Raw genomic sequence first — 21082 nt, 5'->3', positions numbered from 1 at the left:
CAGAAGAGGAGATGATCAATCCAAGGGCTTGAGTACATCCGTAGATGCGTTCTGACAACGTTGCTCTAAGTACATTTGGAATGAGCGATGCAGCATCACTTGCAAGATGCCTTGGCCATACGCTTACACAGTAGGTAATTGGCGAAAAGCTTCAGCGTTTGCTGATCTTCCTGACCGAAAAAACAGTCGATGGTCTCAAGGTTTTCTGTAATGCGTTGCTGTGGGGCATCAAGTTTGCTGCGCTCAGATGGCGATGGGAGAGACTGAGAGTCGAGTACATGGCGACGGAAGAACATCTGATCCTTTCGACGTAACAAAAGACGAGGCGTTTCCGTTTCGCCGGTCAGCTCGTTACGAGGAAGTACACGCTTACCAAGCACTGCCTTCGCAGCACCATCTTCAACATGATCACGCAGCCGAGCGAGAATGAGGTTGAGAGTGGTAAGACGCTGCTGACCGTCGACTACGTCGTAGCGCTTACCTCTTTCAATTTCAATTGTAATGAGGGAACCAATGAAATACTCCTCGTCCTTATTTTCATAAGCCTCCCAGACATCCTCAAGCAGTTGTTGGACGTTCTCGGCTTTCCATGAATAGGGTCTCTGGTACGAAGGGATTTGGTAGCAGATTTGATCAGTGAGAATATGCCCTACGGTGCTTTCTTCGGCTTTCATGCGGTTCCATCCAACAATTAAATAAGAGTGTGCATTTCACTGCAGGGCCTGTAGGTCGCAGGTTCGGCTTCGTGCAACTCATACCTAACGCGCTTACTGGCTCATGGACACCACTATAAGCTGGAATCGAGCAGGCGTGACAGAATCGGGTCTAAGTAACGGCAGTTGACTCTCTGGTTCTGCGAGATGGGGACAGCGCTAACAAATCGCAGGTTGGAGGGGGTGGGATGGGCCGTAATACTCCAGATGGCAACGATTTTGTTGTCAAAGGACGACTGTGGCGTTGCTCGAACCCCGAGCATGGTTAGGATGTGCGCCAGCTGTTGGTGTCAGAAGCCAGCAGCGCTTCTGCTGCCGTGTCAGCATGACAGGAGAGGCAATGATGCGCATTGTGCTAGGCATCATCCAGTCCCTACCCACCATGTGATGTTTCACTACGACAGCTTTCGGCCCAGAGTGTGTAAAAACGAGGTGGTGTACTGTCGGCGCGCAGCGCCGACGGTTGTTAGCCGCGTAGTTGCTCGCAGCAAGCTTGCGGGTCGTTACTAGGGGGGTGTGGAGGCTTCAGCGAGGCTTCTGGCGAACCATGTAGGCAACGAAGCCAACCCTTTCAGGCCGACAACGCCTTCATTAAGATGGTGGTGCCGAGGATTTTCATAACCCGCTTCATATTGTAGGCGAGTACGTTCAAGCTCATTTCTGCACTGACGCCTTCCAACCTTCGCGTCAAAAAATGTGTTGCGCCCATCCATTGTTTAAGCGTCCCAAAGGGATGCTCCACTGTGCGTTTGCGGATTCGCATCATGTCCGGCGCTTTGCTCAGCCGAAGCTGCATCTCCTCTAATATCGCCTCATGCTCCCAGCGTCGGATTCGCCGCTCCTTACTTGGTGTGCACGACAATTTCAACGCACAGCCCTGACATTTTGAACTCCAATATCGATGCAACTTCATGCCTTTCTCAACGCTGGAGAAACGCCATATCAGCGTTTCTCCGGCTGGGCATACATACTGATTTTTCGCCGCGTCATAAATAAAAGCGTCGTTGTTAAAACGCCCATCAGCTTTGGCTGCTGATGTCATGGGCTTGGGCACATACGCGGTGATATCCGCATTGTGACAAGCCAGGATTTCCTCACCTTTGAAATAGCCTCGGTCAGCCACCACCGACAAAGTATCCGATGCCATGGCCTCGCGTGCCTGCTTAGCCATTGAGCTGAGCTGATCGCGGTCGGAACCGACATTGGTCACCTCATGAGCAACGATCAAATGGTGCTGAGTATCGACGGCTGTCTGTACGTTGTAGCCGACGATGCCCGTACCGCGCGTCATCATTGAACGGGCGTCTGGATCGGTCAGTGAGACCTGTTTGTCTGGTGACTCGTTGAGCTGTATTTCAATCGCCTGAAGCTCCTTCATCTGCACTTTCAGCTTGGCGATTTTCTCCTCCAGCCGCACCACCTTGGCTTCAGAGTATGTGGGCTCTTGCCGATCCGCAGTATCGAGTGCCGTCAGGTAACGGCTGATGCTCGATTCGATTTCCTCCATGCGCCGCTTCAGTTTGGCGCTGGTGAAGTTACGGTCACGGTTGTTGACGGCTTTAAATTTGCTGCCATCGATGGCGACCAGATTCTCACCGAACAATCCCAACTGCCGACAGAGCACTACGAACTGGCGACAGACACCTCGGATAGCCTTGCTGTTGTCTTTTCGGAAGTTGGCGATGGTCTTGAAATCCGGCATCAAACGCCCAGTCAACCACATCAGCTCAACGTTGCGTTGAGCTTCTCGCTCCAAGCGTCGGCTCGACTGGATGCGGTTGAGATAGCCATAGATGTAGATCTTCAGCAGGACCTCAGGATGGTAAGCAGGCCGGCCAGTATCAGCAGGAACAGCACCTTCAAAACCCAAATTGACCAAGTCCAGTTCGTCGACGAAGACGTCGACTATGCGCACGGGGTTGGTATCGCTGACGTAGTCGTCGAGGCTCTCGGGAAGCAATGTGCTTTGGCCGCGATGTTCACCTTGGATGAAGCGCTTCATGGGCAGCCCTGCTGAAGTATCATTACCCCATCATAACGCTACGAGCTAGGTGGGCGCCCCCGCCAATCAGGACTGCACTCCACATCTCAAATTTTAGGGAAGATATACGTTAAATGCGTGAGCGAAAGGCAGCACGATTACTAGTTATAAGCCCCTCTCGAGATGTCCTGCTTTTCAAATTTCTTCACAAAGACGGTGCCTTCGCCGGGAGAAATTACTGGGCCACCCCTGGCGGTGGCCTTGAGGATGGAGAAACATTTCACGCCGCGGCAATACGTGAACTGCGTGAGGAGACCGGTATTCAAGTCAACACAGTTGTAGGGCCTGTGGCAGATCGCAGGTTTTCAATGCTCCTGCCCAGCGGCGAGACGGTATTGGCAGTTGAGCAGTATTTCGTTGTGCACGCAGAAAACCTTGTCCTTTCCAGCTCCGAATGGACCTTACACGAGACTCAGGTCATGGCAGATCATCACTGGTGGTCCGCTCCCGAGCTGAGATCTACTGGAGAAACGGTATGGCCAGAGGCATTAGTTGAGATGCTCGTGGATGCGGGTGTCTTCGAACCGGATGCGTAACCGTCACCGCGAGTCCATATGCGTTTTTACACACTATGGGCCAAAAGCGGACGCCTAGCCTCCAGACTCTTGCTATTTTCGGCATAGCGTCGCTACCCCCTCCCAAGTGAAAAACTAAATATAGGATTTGCAATGGATTTACCAAGAGGCATAACGTATACACAAGAACTCCTAGGAGTTGCTGCCGTACAATTTTTTGCGTCTCAACGGAATCTGATTTGGCGTGAAACTGGCACTGGGCGACGTAGGAATTGATGGCGTCATCGAACTCGTAAACACCGAAGGATTTGCTACGGGCCGAATGGCATCCAAATTGATAGCCGTAATAAATTAAAACTTCGATTTACACTTAAAAATTCACGGTAGCATTAAAAAATGAACAAAGCCTCTCAAGCATGAAAGAAATATTGACCGTTATAGGCCCCGCTGGTCAACGCCATACGATCTTGCTGGTTACCAGCAAAAGTCATGATGACTTCACTATCAATGTCACCTATAAATCTGGAGATCTTCTTATTCCTCAAGGAACAACTGTAGCCAATTGGACTTCCTATTACGAAGCTCCATTTGGTGAAGATGCGGGCTTCGTCGACATAGGTGCCGGCAGCAGGTATATCGAGGTAGTCGAACTTCGGGGTATAGGGCTAGGATCTTTTTTTATGGCCCTTATAGTCAACTGGGCAAAAAGCCTTCCCGAACTTCCAGTTGCGCCGATCTATTTATCGATTGACGATGCCAAGACATCTGAGGATAAAAACAGCAGGAATCAGTTCTGGAAAAAACTAGGTTTTGAATTGATTTTGGACGAAACTGATTCTTTTGGTGAATCTAAACCAATGCTAAGTAACCAGTTAATCCAACCAGAATTCAAGCTGGCAAACGGCTGGCATATAGACGAACTGAGATAGTTTACAGATTTTTGGTTACGTTCATAGATGGCTGCTAGGGGCCGTTGCAGAAAATGGGCAGATACTGTTCGCTATTGGGCCACGGTAGCAACTCCATAGCAACAACCGCTCTGCTGCGCTAACCGAGCGACTCGGGGTGGTCGAAGGACATTACGACTGATCTCAATTGCTCCTCCTGACTTTTTGGCGAGATGGAGGGGGGAGCCACCTCGAAACGGCACATCGTGATTGATTTAGCTCAGAAATCAGGACTGCTTTGAATAAGGAAATTTCATGATTTCAAAAAAAGAAACATCTATATTGAAAAGTATTTTTGATGCCTGCGTGCTGGATCGTCCGGTATTAGAGGCCCTCCCCCCTTTTCAGCGGCCGGCACGATCGAGAATGTGATAAAAAAGACCGACCCTGAAGCCTTCAACAGGGGAGTTTCGGATTTTTTAAAAACCAACACAGGCAAAGATCTTTCTAAACAGACTTTATTAACAGTCATCCGTTCATCGCATGTCTTCTGTAAAAGCTCTGACGATAGTAATATCACCGAAAAACTTTTAAAATTTATTGATCTTTTTGAAGCCTGTAAAGTTAAGGCTCACAGTACGTTAAAAACACTCCACGGGGCGGACTCAACTGGATTGTTGGAGCCAAAGATAATTGGCCCGATAACTATTTATGCGATTCCGAGACACGCCGATCAGATCGAGTCTCTTTTCGAGAGCTGCAAGCATAAATTTAGAGAAGGGACTGATAGAGTAATAGTTGAACATCGTTCAATGGTCAGGGATCAAATAAAAGCGTTAGAGCTTGCCAATACGGCGTTCAATACACTTGACTTGCTAATCGCCTTTCTACTGGGTGATAGGAATAAAACTCATGCTGCGGGTGTTATGCACTTACGTTTTGATCCATTTCAGCGTGCCATAATTACAAGCGTTAATGGGTTTTTTGGTGGGGAAGAGGAATTTCTAGGATTCAGGGAGAGTGTTGATATTAATCATTTGTTAAGCCCCGATCTTTGCCAAGGTACAGATGTAAGCTCGGGATTAATATCAAACGTAGTGGATCCGCTCGACGAAATAGGAAGAAAAATCTCAAGGGCTGTTGAGTGGGTAGGCGAAGCTTACATTGAAAAAAATAAGGCAAGCGCATTTCTTAAAGCGGCAGTTGCAATGGAAGTATTGCTGAAGGTTGATGAAAAGGGAGTAATTAGCTCTTCTATAGTATCGACAATGGCTGAACAGTGCGCATTTCTTTTAGGACGGGATGCTGATGACTGCTTTGAAATTGAAGGTAAAGTAAAAGCAATGTATGGCGTCAGATCTAGCATTGTCCATAGCGGAAGTAGCTCAGTTGATGATTCACTCCTTCAAGAATTTCTTGATTTGATTCGTCAAATTATTTTCAAAGTGGTGGAGCTTAAAATTTCACTCAATCTAAAACACATGAAAGAACTACAGGCGACGCTCAAAAAAAGGAAGTACCGTGGGAATGGTTAAATAAAAATAAAATTGGCGAGTGTTTAGAGTGGTGTTTTATGTCAGTGGGGCATTCTTTTTTCAATTAGGATCCGGATATCTGTATTATAAAAAGCGTATTTATTCTAAATTTTTTGATGGGGGGCAGTAGTAATTGATTGTAAGAAGCCGTCCGGGAATTTCTGCCCTGGGTCGGAGGCGGTCGCTCGGGTGGGGCTGCTTTTGGCCGATTGCTGCCTGTCGTGACTGGCAGCAATCGGCCAAAAGCTGCCAGTAGTAACCAAACGGTGGGGGTCTTGCCAGGCAAGCGACTAGTCACGTTCATTTCCAAATTGCGGGCACGTTTGAGAGCGTTGGAAATGAGTTCGGAGAAGTCAAAAAAAGTCGATTGAGGAAACTGGTGAGATTGCGAGGCAGCCTCTAGTACGTCCGTAGACGCCAGCGCCAACCTGTTTTCGGTATAGCTAGCATCACCATGGGCAATTCTGGATCAGAAACCGACTAGAAGAATGTGATCATTCGGAGAAGATGATCATCAGGTTTATACTCTAAAGCAACGTTCATGCGGGCAATGCGGCCTGACCCGGATCGTGGTACTTCAATTACGACGTTAAATATTTTTGCATCATGATCTTTCAAATAGCGAAGATTATATATATAGCTTGCTTCAATTTTCGAGCGTATGAGAACCGCTAGCTGATCCCTGTCAAGTTCAACAAGATCACCTTTTATAAGCTTTCCTGCTTTTATTAAATACTCATATTTCTCGTCTTCTATTTTAATATCCATGCCTGCTAACGGAGACACCACACCCGAAATTGCATTGAGTGAGAAGTGTGTATCTGTCTCGAATCCTGGCCAAGTAGGCCGCTCGATTTTATAGCTGAGAAAGTGGCTGAAATCGTGCGATTGAATGCTCCTTATTTTATATCCAAGGTCCTCAAACGGATAAAATGTGATGTTAATGTTTTCATCGTTCGACCGATCATCCTCATGAGGGAGAATGATCAGGTTCTCTCGTTTTATGCATACATTTACTAAAATAGTAGAAAGGTAGGCCTTTGCTGGGGAAGCGTAAGTGGTCGGAATGAATCCCAGATACGCTGAAAATGATTTTAACCCTTCATGGATTCTCTCCAAAGACGCGTCGGTGACATTCGTTAAATACACGCAAAAGAGAAGATTGCTGTGTTTATATTCAAACGATTTTTTAAGAATCAAGCTCTCACAGAGTATATCGTATACAAGTTCCTGTTCTTCGTTGCTCGCGACTAGGTCTCCAGCAAGAATACTATGTGTGCTTCTAGGGTCTAGAAAAGGTAAGATCGCCTGCATTACCTCGCGACCATAACTGCTAGATTCTATTGCTGTTGAATCGAAAATAAGTCCAATTTCGTTATGCTCTAAAGATGGAATTAGCGCTGTTTTTAGTTTCGTATAGTCCACACCGCTTTTTTTAAGGTCACGAACGGTGTTTTTAAACATATATTGAATTTCGGTCATCATTCTCGACTGAGACACTTTGAAAACATTGCTAGTTACTTCGAGAAAAATATTCCCTCTTGCATTTAGTGTGAAAATTGTATCCATTTTTAAGTTCCGTGAGAGCGAATTTTATGTGCGGGCATACGCTTAAGTAACTATGGCTAGAACGTTATCATTCTTTACACCCTGGTACAGCAGGATAGCCAAAATTTACTGGAAATAGCCTCCTCACAAACGTCCGCTGTTCGCCGGTAGCTGCCTGTGTCTTTCCCAAGTGTCTGAAAACGTCTCCTTTCGGCACTTGTACCCACCTTGCAGGCATGACTAAAACTTAAGCGAAGGAACGGTTCCCCCTGACAAGTATTCGTATCTCAGGGTCGGCGTCGAATGCTGTCTCTGCCAACAACTAGGCCGGAGCGCTGTTTGTGTCGATCAACGCCCTCACTGCCCGTTTACGACAGGTGGAACATGGCGAAAACTCATATACATAGAGAAGACAATCAAGCGCCTCTTGGTCAGGATGGAGATGACATCGACTGTGATATGGATAGGGATTAGAACCCCTTCTTACACGCCAACAGGGCGCTTTGGGCCGATTAATTCAGGGTTCTGGCCCTTCATTATTGGTATCTAGCGGCCCAAAGCGGTCTGAAACGTGCCCTAAATATGCCCTAAACCATCGCTACCGTGCGGGCCTTCAAGTCGTGAGCGCACTGGTCGGGGGCAACCTCATTTTCGAAGACGCGCCGTCCATTACCCCCGAGCATCTCTACCTGGCTCATCCTCCGCCACACGAAAGCGCCAGTAGCGATCAGGTTTTACCCAGACGACATTCGCCTCCGTAAGCTTTCGAAACTCCAACAGCACAGCTTTGCCAATCACCTGATTCCCATCAGTGTTCTCAGTCAACAAATGCTCTTGCTTCGCTTTGACAAGATAATCGACAACGTCGTCTTGATAAATGCAGTCATCTTGGATGATTTGTTGGAGCATCCATTGTGCTACCGCACTCAAATCCATCATGCCTTCCCTTTAGGCTGAAGCACCACCACGTCTAGGGATTCGATGGGAAAACGCCCGCTGTCTAACTTTTTTCCAGCAAACCACTGACAGTTGACCCACCCATTTGGCTCACCAGCATTTTTTTCTACCGAATGAACAGCCATAACTGGACCACCGCAATTCAACTGGATGTTGGTGCCTTTTTTAATCTCGCCCGAGACGAGATCTTCGATGTCAGCCATACAAAATTACCTTCCCTTGAGTTTTGTGAGCCTCTATACAAAGCGTTTACTGCAAAAAAAACAAGCGCTTCAAATACCGCTCCCTCTCACGCCTTGGCCTGAGTAGAGAATTGCATTCCACTTGACCACCCGTTTACTTTGCCACTGACCAGCCATTTGCATTCGACTTGACCAGTTGTGCATGGTATCTGACTAGCCCACGGGGCGGGCCTTGACCGGCAGAAATCGGCCAGAAGCGGTCGCTCATACCAGAAGGATTGCGATCCCAAACGGGCCTAGCTTTTGAGTCAGTGGCGCACCGCCGACGGGGATCGTCCCCTGCAAAGAATGGTTATAGATCGCATCGAAACTCAAGATAGGGCCTTCTTGGTGTCAAAGATGAACGCGAGTTCATGTCCCGACTGCCAGTCTTTCAGGTCGTGGTGCTTCTCCGCGATATTGACTGCAATCTTCCCAACTTCAATCGCCGCTGCGGCTGATAGACCAATAAGCGGCCCTCCAAACAGCCCAGCCACAAGACCCGCTCCAGCAGATGTCTGGAGACCCTTAGCGTCAAGCAGTAGCGACAGTGAGGACAAAGTTGTTTTCAACCCAAATTTTTTCGTCACGCGCTCATATTCTTCGAGCCGCTGAGAAAGATCGTCCTCTATGTAGGCGAATGAGCAGTCTACGTAATTCTTATGAATGAACAGCCGTAATCTCGCTAACTTCCGGTGCGAAACAGTGTCTTTTCGAAGCTCTATGATTTGACGCCATTCGGCTTGACTAGCATCGATGAGGTTCAGCTTAGATAGGGTAATGCTAGGGTCGCATTGACTTCCGCCTGACCCAATTGCTGAAGGTACAGCAACACAGAAATGATCGAACCCGATACCCTTCGCGTAGCGGCGGAACGCCTCGCGAATCGGGGTAACCCCAGGAATTGACGCGTCTGCGAAATAGGATTCTTGGAGCTTTTGGTATTGGTTGCGAACGTCATCATTGTCGGGACGACTGGGGTCGGACGACCATAGCCTCGCATACGGCTCCACCTCTTTAGCGAATTCAACCCATCTGTTGGCGGTGAATTCCATTACGCGAGTGGCGTGACTATAGGTAACTGTGTTCCCTTCGATCCCATCGATAAGATGGGAAAGAGCGGCAGATGGAACTTCTTCTGGATAGCCAACCAGAATGTCGCCGACAGTCGAATCGCCACGCATCCGTCCCATGTTCAAAGGAAGCACGCGATCAAAATACAGCGATGCTTCTTTAACATCCTCACAACACAAGATGGTGCTTGATGGGCGATAGTCGTTGTTTGTCATCTTGATCTCCAAAGTTTGGTTAAGGAGCAGCCCAGTGAGCGAAGCGAACGATTTGTTATGCGCCGCTCGGGCGATACATTCCAAGAATGAACTGCCCCATGTAACGATCATAGAAGTCGTAATGATCTGGATCATAATGATCGCTATGCTCTAGATAACCCCTAATTTTTATGTCGTAACTATCATTCCAGTCTTGAGGTAGCTCTTCAGCTAGTTGCTCTGCGGTATAGACAGGTTGCTGTGCATTCGGATGCATGTAGTCAACGTACCAGACGAACGTGCCGTGCTTATCGTCAAAATATACGCTTCGCAATCTGAAGAAATGTTTTTCTGGGAGCGGGTATGCAATCAGTTGCTCTAGCTTAGACTCGATGGTTTTCAGATAGAGTTGACAGCTTGATCCAATGCGATTTGTTATGTGGAAATAATATCCATTGAAATTCGCCGTCCAATGATTTGGTCTTTCGCTTGAGAATATTTGCCACCCACTGGCACTCTTCGGAAAGAAGCGTTGCGCTATATTCCAATGCTGAGCGGTTCTTAGTCGCCTTTCTAACTCAACTGAGTCCCAGTACGTGGCAATAACTGGTGCTTTGTCATTGCTTGTGATTTGCTCAAGTCTCGATACCACTGCGGAAGAGGGTTGGGTTGATGTTACCAAAACATAACCATCACACTCATGCTGAACACAACTTGTGATGATATCATCTAGATCACCAATTCCGACGCTATTTCCCGATCTTGCCTTATGCTTGCATTGAATCAACCATTTTTTTGATGTTTTTAGAAATATGCTATCGTTCTCTTCGATACATACAAGATCGCGACCTCCATCTGGGCCACGACCACTCCAATAGACTTTGTACCCAATGCTGAATAGTAGTTCTCGAATCAAAAGCTCAAGATCTTGGCCGTTATCTGAAAGTTCTGTGAAGTCAAGCATTGCGAGTGATGATCCTTGGAAAGCGCATAACTATGAGTAGGCGACACAATCGCGGGGTAATATTTTCCGCCCCCTTGTGCCCGATAACGTTCCTTGTCCATGGATAGCCCCTTTCAGCAGCATGCAAGGCGTGGTGGAGACGCGACATGAGGCAGGGAGAAAGAGAAACATGGCCTGTACGGAGCTTACGAAGTCGGTAGCAGCGTGTCCATGGCCTGTTTTTGACCGAGAGCAGCTTGTTACGACTGGTAGCTTTTACCTGAAAGTGATGAGCGGGGTGTCCGCTTTTGGCCGATAGCTGTCTTTCGCCAAGGACAGCTTCGGGTCGGAAGCATTCACCTGGTCAATACTGCCAGACTACTTGCATCGAACCGTCCAAAGCTCCTCAATCTTCGTCGTAAAACTCCCACTCATCATCTCCCGCCGCATCCCCCACTCCGGATCCGCCGGGACACAAGCAGCCCGAAGCGTCCCCCTACCCCATCTCCCATTGATCTCATCCAGCACAGTCATGACTTTCTCCGCCGCCTGCGGCTGAGCAGCAGCAAAAAGATCATCCGTAAATTCCCCTGGCTGCCTCAGATCCAGCAGCAACACCTCCGCCTTGCTGTACTTGAACCCGGGCCGAAACAAACGATTAACCGCCTCAGTTGCCGCCTTGGTCATCAGCCTCACATCATTCGTCGGGTAAGGCAGCTCCACCAACGCGCCATTGGCGTACTTCGCCTCCTCCGGATTGAACATTCCCGTACGGATGCTGACGCGAATCTTCTTGCACAGCGAGTTCTGCGCTCGCAGCTTTTCCGCTGCGCGCTGAACGTAGGTGGCCACCGCTTCCTTGATCGGTTCGATGGTAGTTACCCGATGCCCAAACATGCGGCTGCTGCAGATTTCTTGCTTGGGTGGATCTGCCTCGTTTAGCTCCAGGCAGGATGTGCCCGCCAACTCGCGCGCAGTCTTTTCGATGACCACGCTGAATTTCTGGCGGAGCATCGATGGATCAGCTTTCGCCAGGTCCATCGCTGTCTTGATGTTCATACCCTCGAGGTGGGCTTTCATGCGCCGTCCGATACCCCACACCTCGCCGACATCGGTGTTGCGTAGTACCCAGTCACGCTTGAATGGATCGCAGATGTCGACCACTCCACCGGTTTTATCCTGCAGACGCTTTGCCGTGTGATTGGCCAGCTTGGCCAAGGTTTTGGTGGGGGCGATACCTACGCCCACTGGAATGCCTGTGCACTTGTAGATGGTCGTGCGGATCTTTCGACCGAATGCAGTGAGATCCCCAGGCATGCCGGTGAGATCCGCAAAGGCCTCGTCGATGCTATACACCTCGACGGCGGGCACCATGGACTCGATGATGGTCATGACGCGCTCGCTCATGTCCCCATACAGCGCATAGTTACTGCTGAAAACCTCCACCCCGTTCTGACGGAGTGTGTCTTTGATCTGGAAGTACGGCGCGCCCATTTTTACGAACGGCTTGGCATCGTAGCTACGTGCGATGACGCAGCCGTCGTTATTGCTCAACACCACAATCGGCGTCTTCGCCAGGTCCGGGCGGAATACACGCTCGCAACTCGCGTAAAAGCTGTTGCAGTCGATCAGAGCAAATACAGGCTCACGATTTGCCATGAGCGCGCACGCTATATGTCACCACGCCCCAGATAACCAACTCGTCGCTTTCCATCACGTGACGTGGTGGGAACTTGCTGTTTTCGGACGTGAGCATGCAAGAGTTCTCACGCATATGGAGGCGCTTGCAGACTGGCTCAGTATTGAGCGCAGCGATTACGATGTCGCCATGCTCTGCGTAAAGACTGCGATCAACAATCACAAGATCCCCGGAGAAAATCCCCGCCCCCTGCATGCTGTCGCCCTCAATTTTCGCCACGTACACGTGGGGGGCACGGATATCGAATAACTCATCCAGCGAGATGTGCTTTTCGATGTGATCGGCGGCCGGTGACGGGAAGCCCGCAGGCACCTTAAAGGAATAAAGCGGGAGCTTGGCGCCCCCTGCCGATATCTGACCAAGGATGGTAATACTCATGATGCTGACCTTGCGACGAGTGACTGTATGTATATACAGTTAACGATCTCGACCGGGCGCGGTCAATCTCATATGTAGGAAATTTCGACGGGTGACACCATGTGCGGACGCTACTCGATCTACGAACCGATGGACCATTACCTCAGAGAACTCGCTCCACAGCAGCTTGTGATCAATGGATACGACCTTTGGGCCATAGATCGGTACAACGTCGCGCCCACAACCAAGGTCGAAATCATCCGACCGGTGGAAGGCGGACTTAGCGTCGACAAGGTTCGTTGGGGGTGGTCGCCGTTCTGGGCGAAAGGAAAACGCCCTGACCCGATCAACGCCCGGGTTGAGACGGTTACGACCGGGAAGTTTTTCAAACAGCTTTGGCCGAACGGACGAGCGATCGCGCCTGCCAATGGTTGGTTTGAGTGGGTGAAAGATCCGCTGGATCCGAAGAAGAAGCAGCCCTACTACATTCGGCTGAAAAGCCAGGCGCCGATGTTCTTTGGTGCTTTGGCTCAGGTGACGCCAGGGCTTGAGCCGCGTGACGATGACGGGTTTGTGATTATCACTGCTGCTAGCGATCAGGGGATGGTGGGCATTCATGATCGACGGCCGCTTGTGCTGACGCCGGAGATGGCTCGGGAGTGGCTGGATCCTGCGACAACTGCAGCACGAGCTGCAGAAATAGCAATGACGTTCAGCCAGCCTACGGAAGAATTTGAATGGTTTAAGGTGGGCAAAGCGGTGGGGAGCGTACGCAATCAGGCTGCCGATCTGATCCTGCCTATTGATGAGCGGCTGTCTTAGCCCTCGGCTACCACTCGTTCAGCTTGGGCCATTTCTTGCGTTCTTTTTCTCCATCCCGCTTGCCTATGAGGATTTGTTTCATCATCTGTTTCGTTCACCTATCGGGTTTTGTTTCATAATCTGTCTCGTCCACCTATCGAATTCTGTCTCATAAACTGTTCAGCCCGCCTGTCAATATTAGCTTTATTAATTATCCTCTCCACCTACAAAAAATGCGCTCAAAATAATTGCTTCACTTAGCTACTGAGCCCAGCCTTACTAACCGCGCCGCCTACCCATGAGTTTTTGATTTATTATCCCCCTAACAAATCAGCCGCCGTTTTGTTCTAACAACTGTACACCCCATCCATCAATATCTGTTTAATTAACGATTCCGTTCACCTATCAATATATGTCTTATTAACTATCCTGCTAATTTATCAATATATGCCTTACCCCCGCACTAGAGACGCTAGAGGGTATCGACATACACCCATAAACCTATCCCAAACTACGCACCCTTTGAGGGCTCATACATCCATGAACCACAACATAAAACTTCAAACTTCTTCTTGACGAACATTCACGCCTGCATTTAGTCTTCAGCTCGCCCCGCCCAATCAACTTCTACCTAAAGCCGCGCCAACTCGGCGCCGCAAGCTCACGAGTGCAATTATGAAAATCGAATTATTGCTGATTGCTTACATTGAGACGGTACGACTGATTAACCTAGTTCTAAGGACACTATCAGGCACACCACCTTGGTGACGACTACCCCGTTCTCTATGAAGACTGGTTATGACCGCGTCCACCTTCTTGATTCGTCTTGGCCCAGTGCTGTGTCTGATAAGCGGGTGTAAATCAGTACACTCCAGCCAAGACGGTTTTATCGCATCGAATTCGTAAAAAGTTGCACGCTTTTGCGGGCGCGCCTCGTTAACCTTGGAACGTCGTTCACCGGGAAATCGTAGCGGTACCGATGTGCTTCTCTGATGAAGATCAACGCTGAAAATCATCAAGGACGTTTGAACCCTTGGTTACCACCACTCATAGAAATCTAGCTGTTAACCCCTCACCTACCACACCTGTTTTCCTCAGGTCTCACCAGCTGCATCGTGCGATGGTCAGGGCTCACCATTACTGGCCAAGCCCCATGCGCCTATTCCTCTGCGAAAAACCCTCCCAAGGCAAAGACATCGCCCGAGTAGTCGGCGCGACGCAACGCGGTACCGGCTACCTGAGCGGACCCGAGGTCTGCGTAACCTGGTGCATCGGTCATATGCTGGAAACCTGTCCGCCCGAGGCCTACAACCCGATTTACAAGAGCTGGTCACTTGATCACCTCCCCATCATCCCCGAAGACTGGAAGGTCGAGGTCAAACCCAAGACTGCGACTCAGTTCAAGGTGGTGAAAAAGCTGCTCGGCCAAGCCAAGGAACTGGTAATCGCCACCGATGCTGATCGCGAAGGCGAGCTGATTGCCCGGGAGATCATGGAGTACTGCGGCTACCGCGGTCCGGTCCATCGGCTTTGGCTGTCAGCGCTCAATCCTGAATCTATCCGCAAAGCATTGTTAGCGTTGAAACCCGGGCAAGAGACGTTCTACCTGTATCACGCAGCGCTGGCTCGATCGCGAGCGGACTGGTTGATTGGTATGAACCTCACCCGCCTGTTCACTCTGATTGCGAGGCGCTGCGGGCACGATCAGGTCATGTCGGTTGGCCGCGTGCAAACGCCTGCTCTGTACCTGACAGTCATCCGCGAGCGGGCTATTAATGACTTCGTCAAGCAGCCCTACTGGGAGGTCGAGGTGACGTTGCGTGCTGAGGGCGCTGAGTTTATGGCGAAGTGGAAACCGCAGGGCAACATCGTCGACGCTGAGGGGCGATGCATCGATCGGGCTCAAGCGGATCAGGCGCTGCGACAACTCACTCATGGCCAGGCAATGGTTACGGCCGTCGATGTCGAGCGAGTCAGCGAACGACCGCCCTTGCCTTTTGATATGGCGGCGCTGCAGGAGCAATGCGATCACCAGTTCGGCATGGGCGTGGAGGAAACGCTGAACATCGCTCAGTCTCTATACGAGACTCACAAGGCGACCCACTACCCCAGGACCGAGTGCCCATACTTGCCGGAAAGCATGCTGAAGGAAGTACCCACGGTCATAGCGGCTCTGGGCAAAACGGACCCATCGTTTGTCCCGCTGCTGCAGAAGCTGGATCTGACTGTGCGTTCCCAGGCGTGGGACGACGTCAAACTAGCCGGCCCTCACCACGGCATAATTCCCACCACGGAAGCTGCCGACATCTCGAAGATGTCTGAGAACGAGCTCAAGGTTTACGACCTGATCCGCCGGCGCTACATTGCCCAGTTCATGCCACACCATGAGTACAACCGAACCGTAGCAATGCTCGATGCTACGGGTATGGTCCTGAAAGCAGTTGGCAAACAAATCGTAGTGCCCGGCTGGAAAGTGCTATTCACCCGCGACGTCGAAGCTGAGGGTGATGAGCAGGCACAGCAAAAAAGCCAACATCTGCCGAACCTGCAGTCAGGCCAGGCGTGCGGCATCCAATCGGCGGAGCTCAAATCGCTGAGTACATCGCCGCCTCGGCGCTTCACCGAAGGTACGTTGCTCAAGGCGATGAAGAACATCGCTGATGTGGTCGAGGATCCAAGGCTCAAGGCCAAGCTGAAAGCCACCACCGGCATTGGCACTCAGGCCACCCGCGCATCAATCATCAAGGGGCTTATGCAGCGTGGCTACCTGGATAAAAAAGGACGTTCGTTAAGCCCTACCTCTGCAGCTTTTGCGCTGATCGACACGGTGCCGAGCATGGTCAAGGATCCGGGTATGACGGCAATCTGGGAGCAAGCGTCTGATGAAATCGAAGCCGGCCGTATGCCGCTGGAGACATTCCTCAAGGGGCAGAGCGTATGGATTGGCAAGTTGGTCGAGCAGTGCTCACAGTTGACCTTGAGTATCGATCAGCCACCCTCACCGCCTTGCCCCACATGCAGCGCGCCGATGCGGAAACGAAACGGCAAGAACGGGCCGTTTATGTCCTGCTCAAAATACCCCGAGTGCAAAGGCATCCTTAGCCTGAGCCCCGCCAAGAAAACCCGGAAGCAGTAAAATTTCCTACCGACCGATCCCACTAAATCTGTCGGCACCTAAGCTCATTTACTACATTCCCACGGCCATCGGCATGTGCAAGAATTTGAACGCGTCACGGATCACACCCGTTGGCTACTGACGGTCATCAGTAGCGAGCAACCCAAGCACGCTGAGCCTCGGGAAGTGTGTGCAGATTCTCCCTGCGTCTCCCTGGTTATCCAGGCAAGTTGCCGTCACGATCACCCTGCCCGGGAGTCATAGACGCATAGAGTCCGAAGCCTGCCAAACCTCGGGCCGTTCTGTTCCAGCGCGGCCCCTACTCCCCGCTTCAAGGCCACTCTGAAAGGTGCCCTGACACTCTGTTCGCCGGAGTGTCAGGACACCCTTCCGAGGGCCAGTATTCATTACCGGTACCCGCCGGTGAAATAACGGGTTCCTTTTGTGCGTGGATGCGTGCCAGTTGATACCGATCCCAGCCACGACACGGATCGGGTGTTTGTATGCGGTGACAGGTCAATGCCAAGGGGCCGTCTATGCAATGCGTTCACAGGTGGTGATCTCTTCTCAGCCGAAGACTGTCTTCGGCCCGCTTCTCCCTCCAACGAGAGCATCAATAGGTGCAGTGCCTTTATCTTATTTTTTGTTGCCTTGGCACGGGCCGTTTTACATGCTTTCCCTATGTCCGCTGACGTCGTCAGCAACATGCCCAGGTAATCAGGATCCTCAAGACTACGACGCGAAAATCTCGCGTTGATCCACCCAAGGGTCGCCAGCGCATTCGTCAGCGCGATCGTTCGCCAACCATGGCGATGGAATGCTCTAAACACCAACCCATGCGGGGATCGACTCCCCTATGTGGGTGAGATGTATCTCGCACTTAACACTCAGGAGATACCCATGCACTCACTCAGCTACCGATTTGGCCATCACCTCGGCGTTTTCGTGGTGCAGGCCAGAAAAGCGTTACGCGCCAAGGACGTTCAACCTGTCGATGAGGATGATCAGCCAGACCAAGGCGTTTCACTGAAAGACCTCGCTGAGGTCCCGGCCATGGTTCGCAAAGGCATCAATCTGAATCACTGGTACGACAAAAACGTAGTTGCTTCCAAGCCTGCAAAGGCGACTCGTAAACGTAGTGGCGTCAGCAATTCAGTTGAAAGAAAACGCGGCTCGCTAGATCCACTTTTATAGCGCCACTTCACCTTGACGCCTCAAGCATCATTTTCCATGCTTCACACATGTTCCGCTGACGTGTCAGCAGCATGCCCAGGTAGCTTCGATCTTCAATGCTACGACGCATTAATGCGTTGATCACCCCAAGATCGCCAACGCATTCGGCAGCGCGATCAATCGTCGGCAGCACTGACGATCGAATGCCTGATAGCACCATCACCCACGCGGGGAATTACTTCCCGCAAGGGTTAGTCGTTCCCCGCTTTTGATTCTGAAACGGAGAAACGGCCATGACTCAATCCAACGAAAGCAAATACTTCGACCTGCACACCACTGGCATCGGCTACCTCAATCGCATTCGCGAAGTTGAGGTACGCAAAGGCAAGCCTTTCATCTGCGTCACAGTAGCAGCGCTGCATGGCAGCTCGGATGACGTGGAATATTCCTATATCGACTGCAAAGTCAGCGGTAGCGAAGCCGAACGCCTCGTTCTGCTCCACAGCCTTGACGTATCCGCTGGCAAGAAAGTGCTCGTTGCTTTCAAAATCGGCGACATCTGGGCCGACGCATTCACGTATGCCAAAGGCGAAAAACAAGGCAAACCCGGCGCGAGCCTCAAGGGTCGCTTGTTGTTTATCTCGTGGGTAAAGGTCGATGGGGAGACGGTCTACCAGGCCAAACCCCGAGACGATCAAGCGCCTCAGGACGAGCAAGCTCAACCGACAGACACCGCACCAAAAGCCCAGAAGGCGGAAACACCATCAACTGCCGTTGCGGAAACTGATGCGTACTACGCCCCCTGACACTTCGCTTATCTGAATCAGCAATAAAGCGGTCATGCCCATACATGACCGCGACACCTACCTCCCGGGGAGCAATCCCATTGGGGTGCTGTCCGCAAAAAAAATCGGAGAGCACCTCATGAAACTGGCCCTGATTGATAAAACCATCAGCGAACTCGAAGCCTCCATCACCACTGCAGAAGACGAACTGATTCAGGAAGTCCTGCTGATCCTTGATCGTCGCCTGTTCTCAACTGAAGCCGCGCTTGAATCACCATGTGCAGTAGCTTCTTACCTGAAACTCAAACTCGCTGCAGAAAAGCACGAAGCTTTCGGCGTGGTTTTTCTGAATGCCAAGCATCAGCCATTGGCTTTCGAAATTCTATTTCGGGGCAGCATTGATTGCGCCGCGATCTATCCTCGGCAAGTCGTAAAGCGAGCCTTAGCGCACAATGCCGCTGCCGTGATCATCAGCCACAACCATCCTTCGGGATGCACCAAACCAAGCTCGGCGGACATCACCCTGACTACGCGCATGAAAGACGCGCTTAGCCTGGTTGACGTTCGATTGGTTGATCATTTCATCGTGGGTAGCGGAAAACCGCTGTCGTTTGCGGAGAGAGGGTTGATTTGATGTGAGCGCCTTCGGGCGCTCTTTTTCCAGACTAAATGCAGTCACTTCTACACGCTCCCCATACCGAACTCCCTCTGCTAAGGTCTCCCCCCTGGCAAAGTCGGCCCGTTAAGATAGGGAGCAAACATTGAAAAGAAATAATGCTGCTGACGCTTCATCTTTGCCGATTGAGGCGAGACGTTGGCTCTCACGGATATTGAAGCATTGGACACCGGTTTTGGCGCTGCTCACTTTCTTGGGTGGTGTCACAGGCATTGCGAGTCTCTTTGCACTCCATCAGGCTATAGGTCGACCAGACCTTTTCATGGATGCGATCAACAACAAATCTGCCCTAATTATCTGGCTGTTTGGCGTACTAGGTATCACCTCGTTGTACTTATTAGTGATGGCTACCACTAGCATCATCTTCGCAATAGCGATGACTCTATTTAATAGAGTTCCACTTCGGCAGCATTACGTGGTGGGCGCCATAGTATTGATCGTAGGTTCTGGATACCTAGTATTTGCGGGCTTGCTAGCGAGATATGGTGATTCTTGGTTATTGCTTTTCGCCGTCATAACTTCCACTTTGACAGGCTTAGCTGCTTTTCGCTTTAACAGTGGACTAAAAGTGGCTGTGCGCAAAGCTATCTGGAGGCAGAATAACAAACCCGAGGCGCGTGCCAGCTTCGAGTTCACATTGATGCTATTTGTCGTGATGACCGTGGTCTGCGGCGCTTTCCCGTTCCAACTGCTGCAGATAGGAAATGCGATAAATGACCATAGTAAAATCTACACCGCATTTGTCATTTTCGTAGGAATGATGCTCCCCCTGACGCCTGTGTTCGTTTTCTACCGCTCAAAGCGAAGCACATTTACTCGCTACGTCTACGCCTCATTGGCAATAATCATTCAGTTTGGCCTATTGGTGGCTATAGCCCCAGGCCTTCTGGGTAGCATCACTTATGCGGCGGCTGGTCGTTTAGACATTCGCCAATACGAACCCCATAGTTGGTTGCTGCAGGATCCATTGGCACCGCAATTGATCAGAAAGGACATTTGGAACTGGACAAGTGCCAGCACTGGAGTCATTCAGGTTGAAGCCATCCAGCTTTATACCTTCGGGGATGTGCTCCTACTCTGCCCTCCGGCGCTTGCGAAAACACCTTTACAAAAATGGCCGACATTATCAGCGCAATGTGTTAAGACCAAAGTCTCTACCAGTAGAGTGGTGCCGGATAGTGCCTAATAGGCGGTGCTAGGAAAGTGACAATCCATAGCGCACACCACTCACCTGCTTGAACGCCAAACAGGCGAGTAGCTGTCGTCGTTACCTTTTAAACAATCGTATGACTGCAGATAGCTGATCAATCACACGGTAGGTCTCCTCAGAGTGAGCAAGGAAGCCGAGATTGTCTGAAAGGGATCGCCTTTCTTCTGAAATGTAACGGTGCGCGAGCAGCAGCCCATTCTTTTCAAGCGTGACTTCCAGTTCTTTCAGCCTTTTAAGGCGTTGAAGGGCTTCGGAGACGCGTTTGCTCGGTTTCCCATGAATCGAGCGAATGTTACTCAGTGCACAAGCCCAGATGACTACGCCCCAAACCATAACCTCACGGCTCGTACACTCAAATACATAAGCATTGAGGAACTCAATGAGCTGCGGGGTCTCGTCGCATGCTTTGCAGAACATGATCGGGATGGCAGCACATAGAGCTACAAAAACCCATTTAGGCGGATATGCCGCAGCCAATTTTAAAAGCCGGCTAAGTGATTTCATCTTTGCTCCTGACGTGAATGTCGTTTGAGGAGATCCTCAGTAGCCAAGATATCCTGCAACTTGAGCCACTCAAATCCAAAAAGTGGTCTCGGAATTTACTGGAAACGTCGTTGGCTACCTCTTCTAGGTTTGGA

General features: G+C 50.5%; 19 protein-coding genes. 9 read left to right on the top strand and 10 right to left on the bottom strand.

Annotated elements, in window-relative coordinates; all coding sequences use genetic code 11:
• Nucleotides 1-95: 95 nt before the first annotated feature.
• On the bottom strand, nt 96-674 hold the full coding sequence (locus CKW31_RS26840; protein WP_095101756.1) for a DUF262 domain-containing protein: 579 nt from the start codon (nt 672-674) through the stop codon (nt 96-98).
• Nucleotides 675-1284: 610 nt separating this feature from the next.
• Nucleotides 1285-2715 carry an IS1182 family transposase gene (locus CKW31_RS26835; protein ID WP_095101754.1) on the bottom strand — a complete coding sequence of 477 codons (1431 nt, stop codon included), beginning with the start codon at nt 2713-2715 and terminating at the stop codon, nt 1285-1287.
• 113 nt (nt 2716-2828) lie between these two features.
• Between CKW31_RS26835 and CKW31_RS26830 the strand changes: the two genes are divergently transcribed.
• The 3 genes from CKW31_RS26830 to CKW31_RS26820 all read left to right on the top strand — a co-directional run bounded on the left by CKW31_RS26830 (nt 2829) and on the right by CKW31_RS26820 (nt 5691).
• On the top strand, nt 2829-3290 hold the full coding sequence (locus CKW31_RS26830; RefSeq protein ID WP_095101752.1) for an NUDIX hydrolase: 462 nt from the start codon (nt 2829-2831) through the stop codon (nt 3288-3290).
• Nucleotides 3291-3685: 395 nt separating this feature from the next.
• Nucleotides 3686-4198 (top strand): hypothetical protein, encoded by a 513-nt coding sequence (locus CKW31_RS26825; protein WP_095101750.1) that lies wholly within the window; start codon nt 3686-3688, stop codon nt 4196-4198.
• 386 nt (nt 4199-4584) lie between these two features.
• Entirely contained in the window at nt 4585-5691 is a 1107-nt protein-coding gene (locus CKW31_RS26820) for a HEPN domain-containing protein (RefSeq protein WP_095101748.1), read from the top strand.
• Nucleotides 5692-6171: 480 nt separating this feature from the next.
• Here the strand turns inward: CKW31_RS26820 and CKW31_RS26815 are convergent, their stop codons facing one another.
• The 7 genes from CKW31_RS26815 to CKW31_RS26785 form a co-directional block, all read right to left on the bottom strand.
• Nucleotides 6172-7260, bottom strand: coding sequence for a hypothetical protein (locus tag CKW31_RS26815; protein WP_095101747.1), 1089 nt, complete (start codon nt 7258-7260; stop codon nt 6172-6174).
• Nucleotides 7261-7908: 648 nt separating this feature from the next.
• Nucleotides 7909-8178 (bottom strand): hypothetical protein, encoded by a 270-nt coding sequence (locus tag CKW31_RS26810; protein ID WP_256582744.1) that lies wholly within the window; start codon nt 8176-8178, stop codon nt 7909-7911.
• On the bottom strand, nt 8175-8399 hold the full coding sequence (locus CKW31_RS26805) for a DUF2158 domain-containing protein (RefSeq protein WP_095101743.1): 225 nt from the start codon (nt 8397-8399) through the stop codon (nt 8175-8177). Before CKW31_RS26805 ends, CKW31_RS26810 begins: the two co-directional genes overlap by 4 nt.
• Nucleotides 8400-8749: 350 nt before the next feature.
• Nucleotides 8750-9706 carry a hypothetical protein gene (locus CKW31_RS26800; protein WP_095101741.1) on the bottom strand — a complete coding sequence of 319 codons (957 nt, stop codon included), beginning with the start codon at nt 9704-9706 and terminating at the stop codon, nt 8750-8752.
• A gap of 55 nt (nt 9707-9761) precedes the next feature.
• The gene (locus CKW31_RS26795; RefSeq protein ID WP_095101739.1) at nt 9762-10649 is read right to left on the bottom strand and encodes a restriction endonuclease; all 888 of its coding nucleotides are present in this window, start codon (nt 10647-10649) and stop codon (nt 9762-9764) included.
• A 357-nt stretch (nt 10650-11006) separates the two neighbouring features.
• Nucleotides 11007-12287 (bottom strand): Y-family DNA polymerase, encoded by a 1281-nt coding sequence (locus tag CKW31_RS26790; RefSeq protein WP_095101737.1) that lies wholly within the window; start codon nt 12285-12287, stop codon nt 11007-11009.
• Nucleotides 12274-12705, bottom strand: coding sequence for a LexA family transcriptional regulator (locus CKW31_RS26785; protein ID WP_027899047.1), 432 nt, complete (start codon nt 12703-12705; stop codon nt 12274-12276). Before CKW31_RS26785 ends, CKW31_RS26790 begins: the two co-directional genes overlap by 14 nt.
• Nucleotides 12706-12804: 99 nt before the next feature.
• On the opposite strand from CKW31_RS26785, the gene CKW31_RS26780 reads away from it, so the two are divergent.
• The 6 genes from CKW31_RS26780 to CKW31_RS26750 all read left to right on the top strand — a co-directional run bounded on the left by CKW31_RS26780 (nt 12805) and on the right by CKW31_RS26750 (nt 20420).
• Complete coding sequence (locus CKW31_RS26780) at nt 12805-13506, top strand: SOS response-associated peptidase (protein ID WP_095101735.1); 702 nt, start codon at nt 12805-12807, stop codon at nt 13504-13506.
• Between the two features lie 1132 nt (nt 13507-14638).
• A complete protein-coding gene (locus CKW31_RS26775) occupies nt 14639-16621 on the top strand; it encodes a DNA topoisomerase III (protein ID WP_095101733.1) in 1983 nt (660 codons plus the stop codon).
• A gap of 879 nt (nt 16622-17500) precedes the next feature.
• On the top strand, nt 17501-17794 hold the full coding sequence (locus CKW31_RS26770) for a hypothetical protein (RefSeq protein ID WP_095101731.1): 294 nt from the start codon (nt 17501-17503) through the stop codon (nt 17792-17794).
• Between the two features lie 272 nt (nt 17795-18066).
• Complete coding sequence (locus tag CKW31_RS26760; protein ID WP_095101727.1) at nt 18067-18579, top strand: STY4534 family ICE replication protein; 513 nt, start codon at nt 18067-18069, stop codon at nt 18577-18579.
• A 118-nt stretch (nt 18580-18697) separates the two neighbouring features.
• Nucleotides 18698-19192 (top strand): JAB domain-containing protein, encoded by a 495-nt coding sequence (locus tag CKW31_RS26755; protein ID WP_095101725.1) that lies wholly within the window; start codon nt 18698-18700, stop codon nt 19190-19192.
• Between the two features lie 127 nt (nt 19193-19319).
• A complete protein-coding gene (locus tag CKW31_RS26750; protein WP_095101723.1) occupies nt 19320-20420 on the top strand; it encodes a hypothetical protein in 1101 nt (366 codons plus the stop codon).
• 81 nt (nt 20421-20501) lie between these two features.
• On the opposite strand, the gene CKW31_RS26745 is transcribed toward CKW31_RS26750, so the two are convergent.
• A complete protein-coding gene (locus CKW31_RS26745; protein WP_095101721.1) occupies nt 20502-20948 on the bottom strand; it encodes a hypothetical protein in 447 nt (148 codons plus the stop codon).
• Between the last annotated feature and the right edge of the window lie 134 nt (nt 20949-21082).

The sequence above is a fragment of the Pseudomonas sp. Irchel 3A5 genome (assembly GCF_900187575.1).
In the GTDB taxonomy this organism is placed as follows: Bacteria; Pseudomonadota; Gammaproteobacteria; order Pseudomonadales; family Pseudomonadaceae; genus Aquipseudomonas; species Aquipseudomonas folii.
This window is presented reverse-complemented; position numbering and strand designations above follow the sequence as displayed.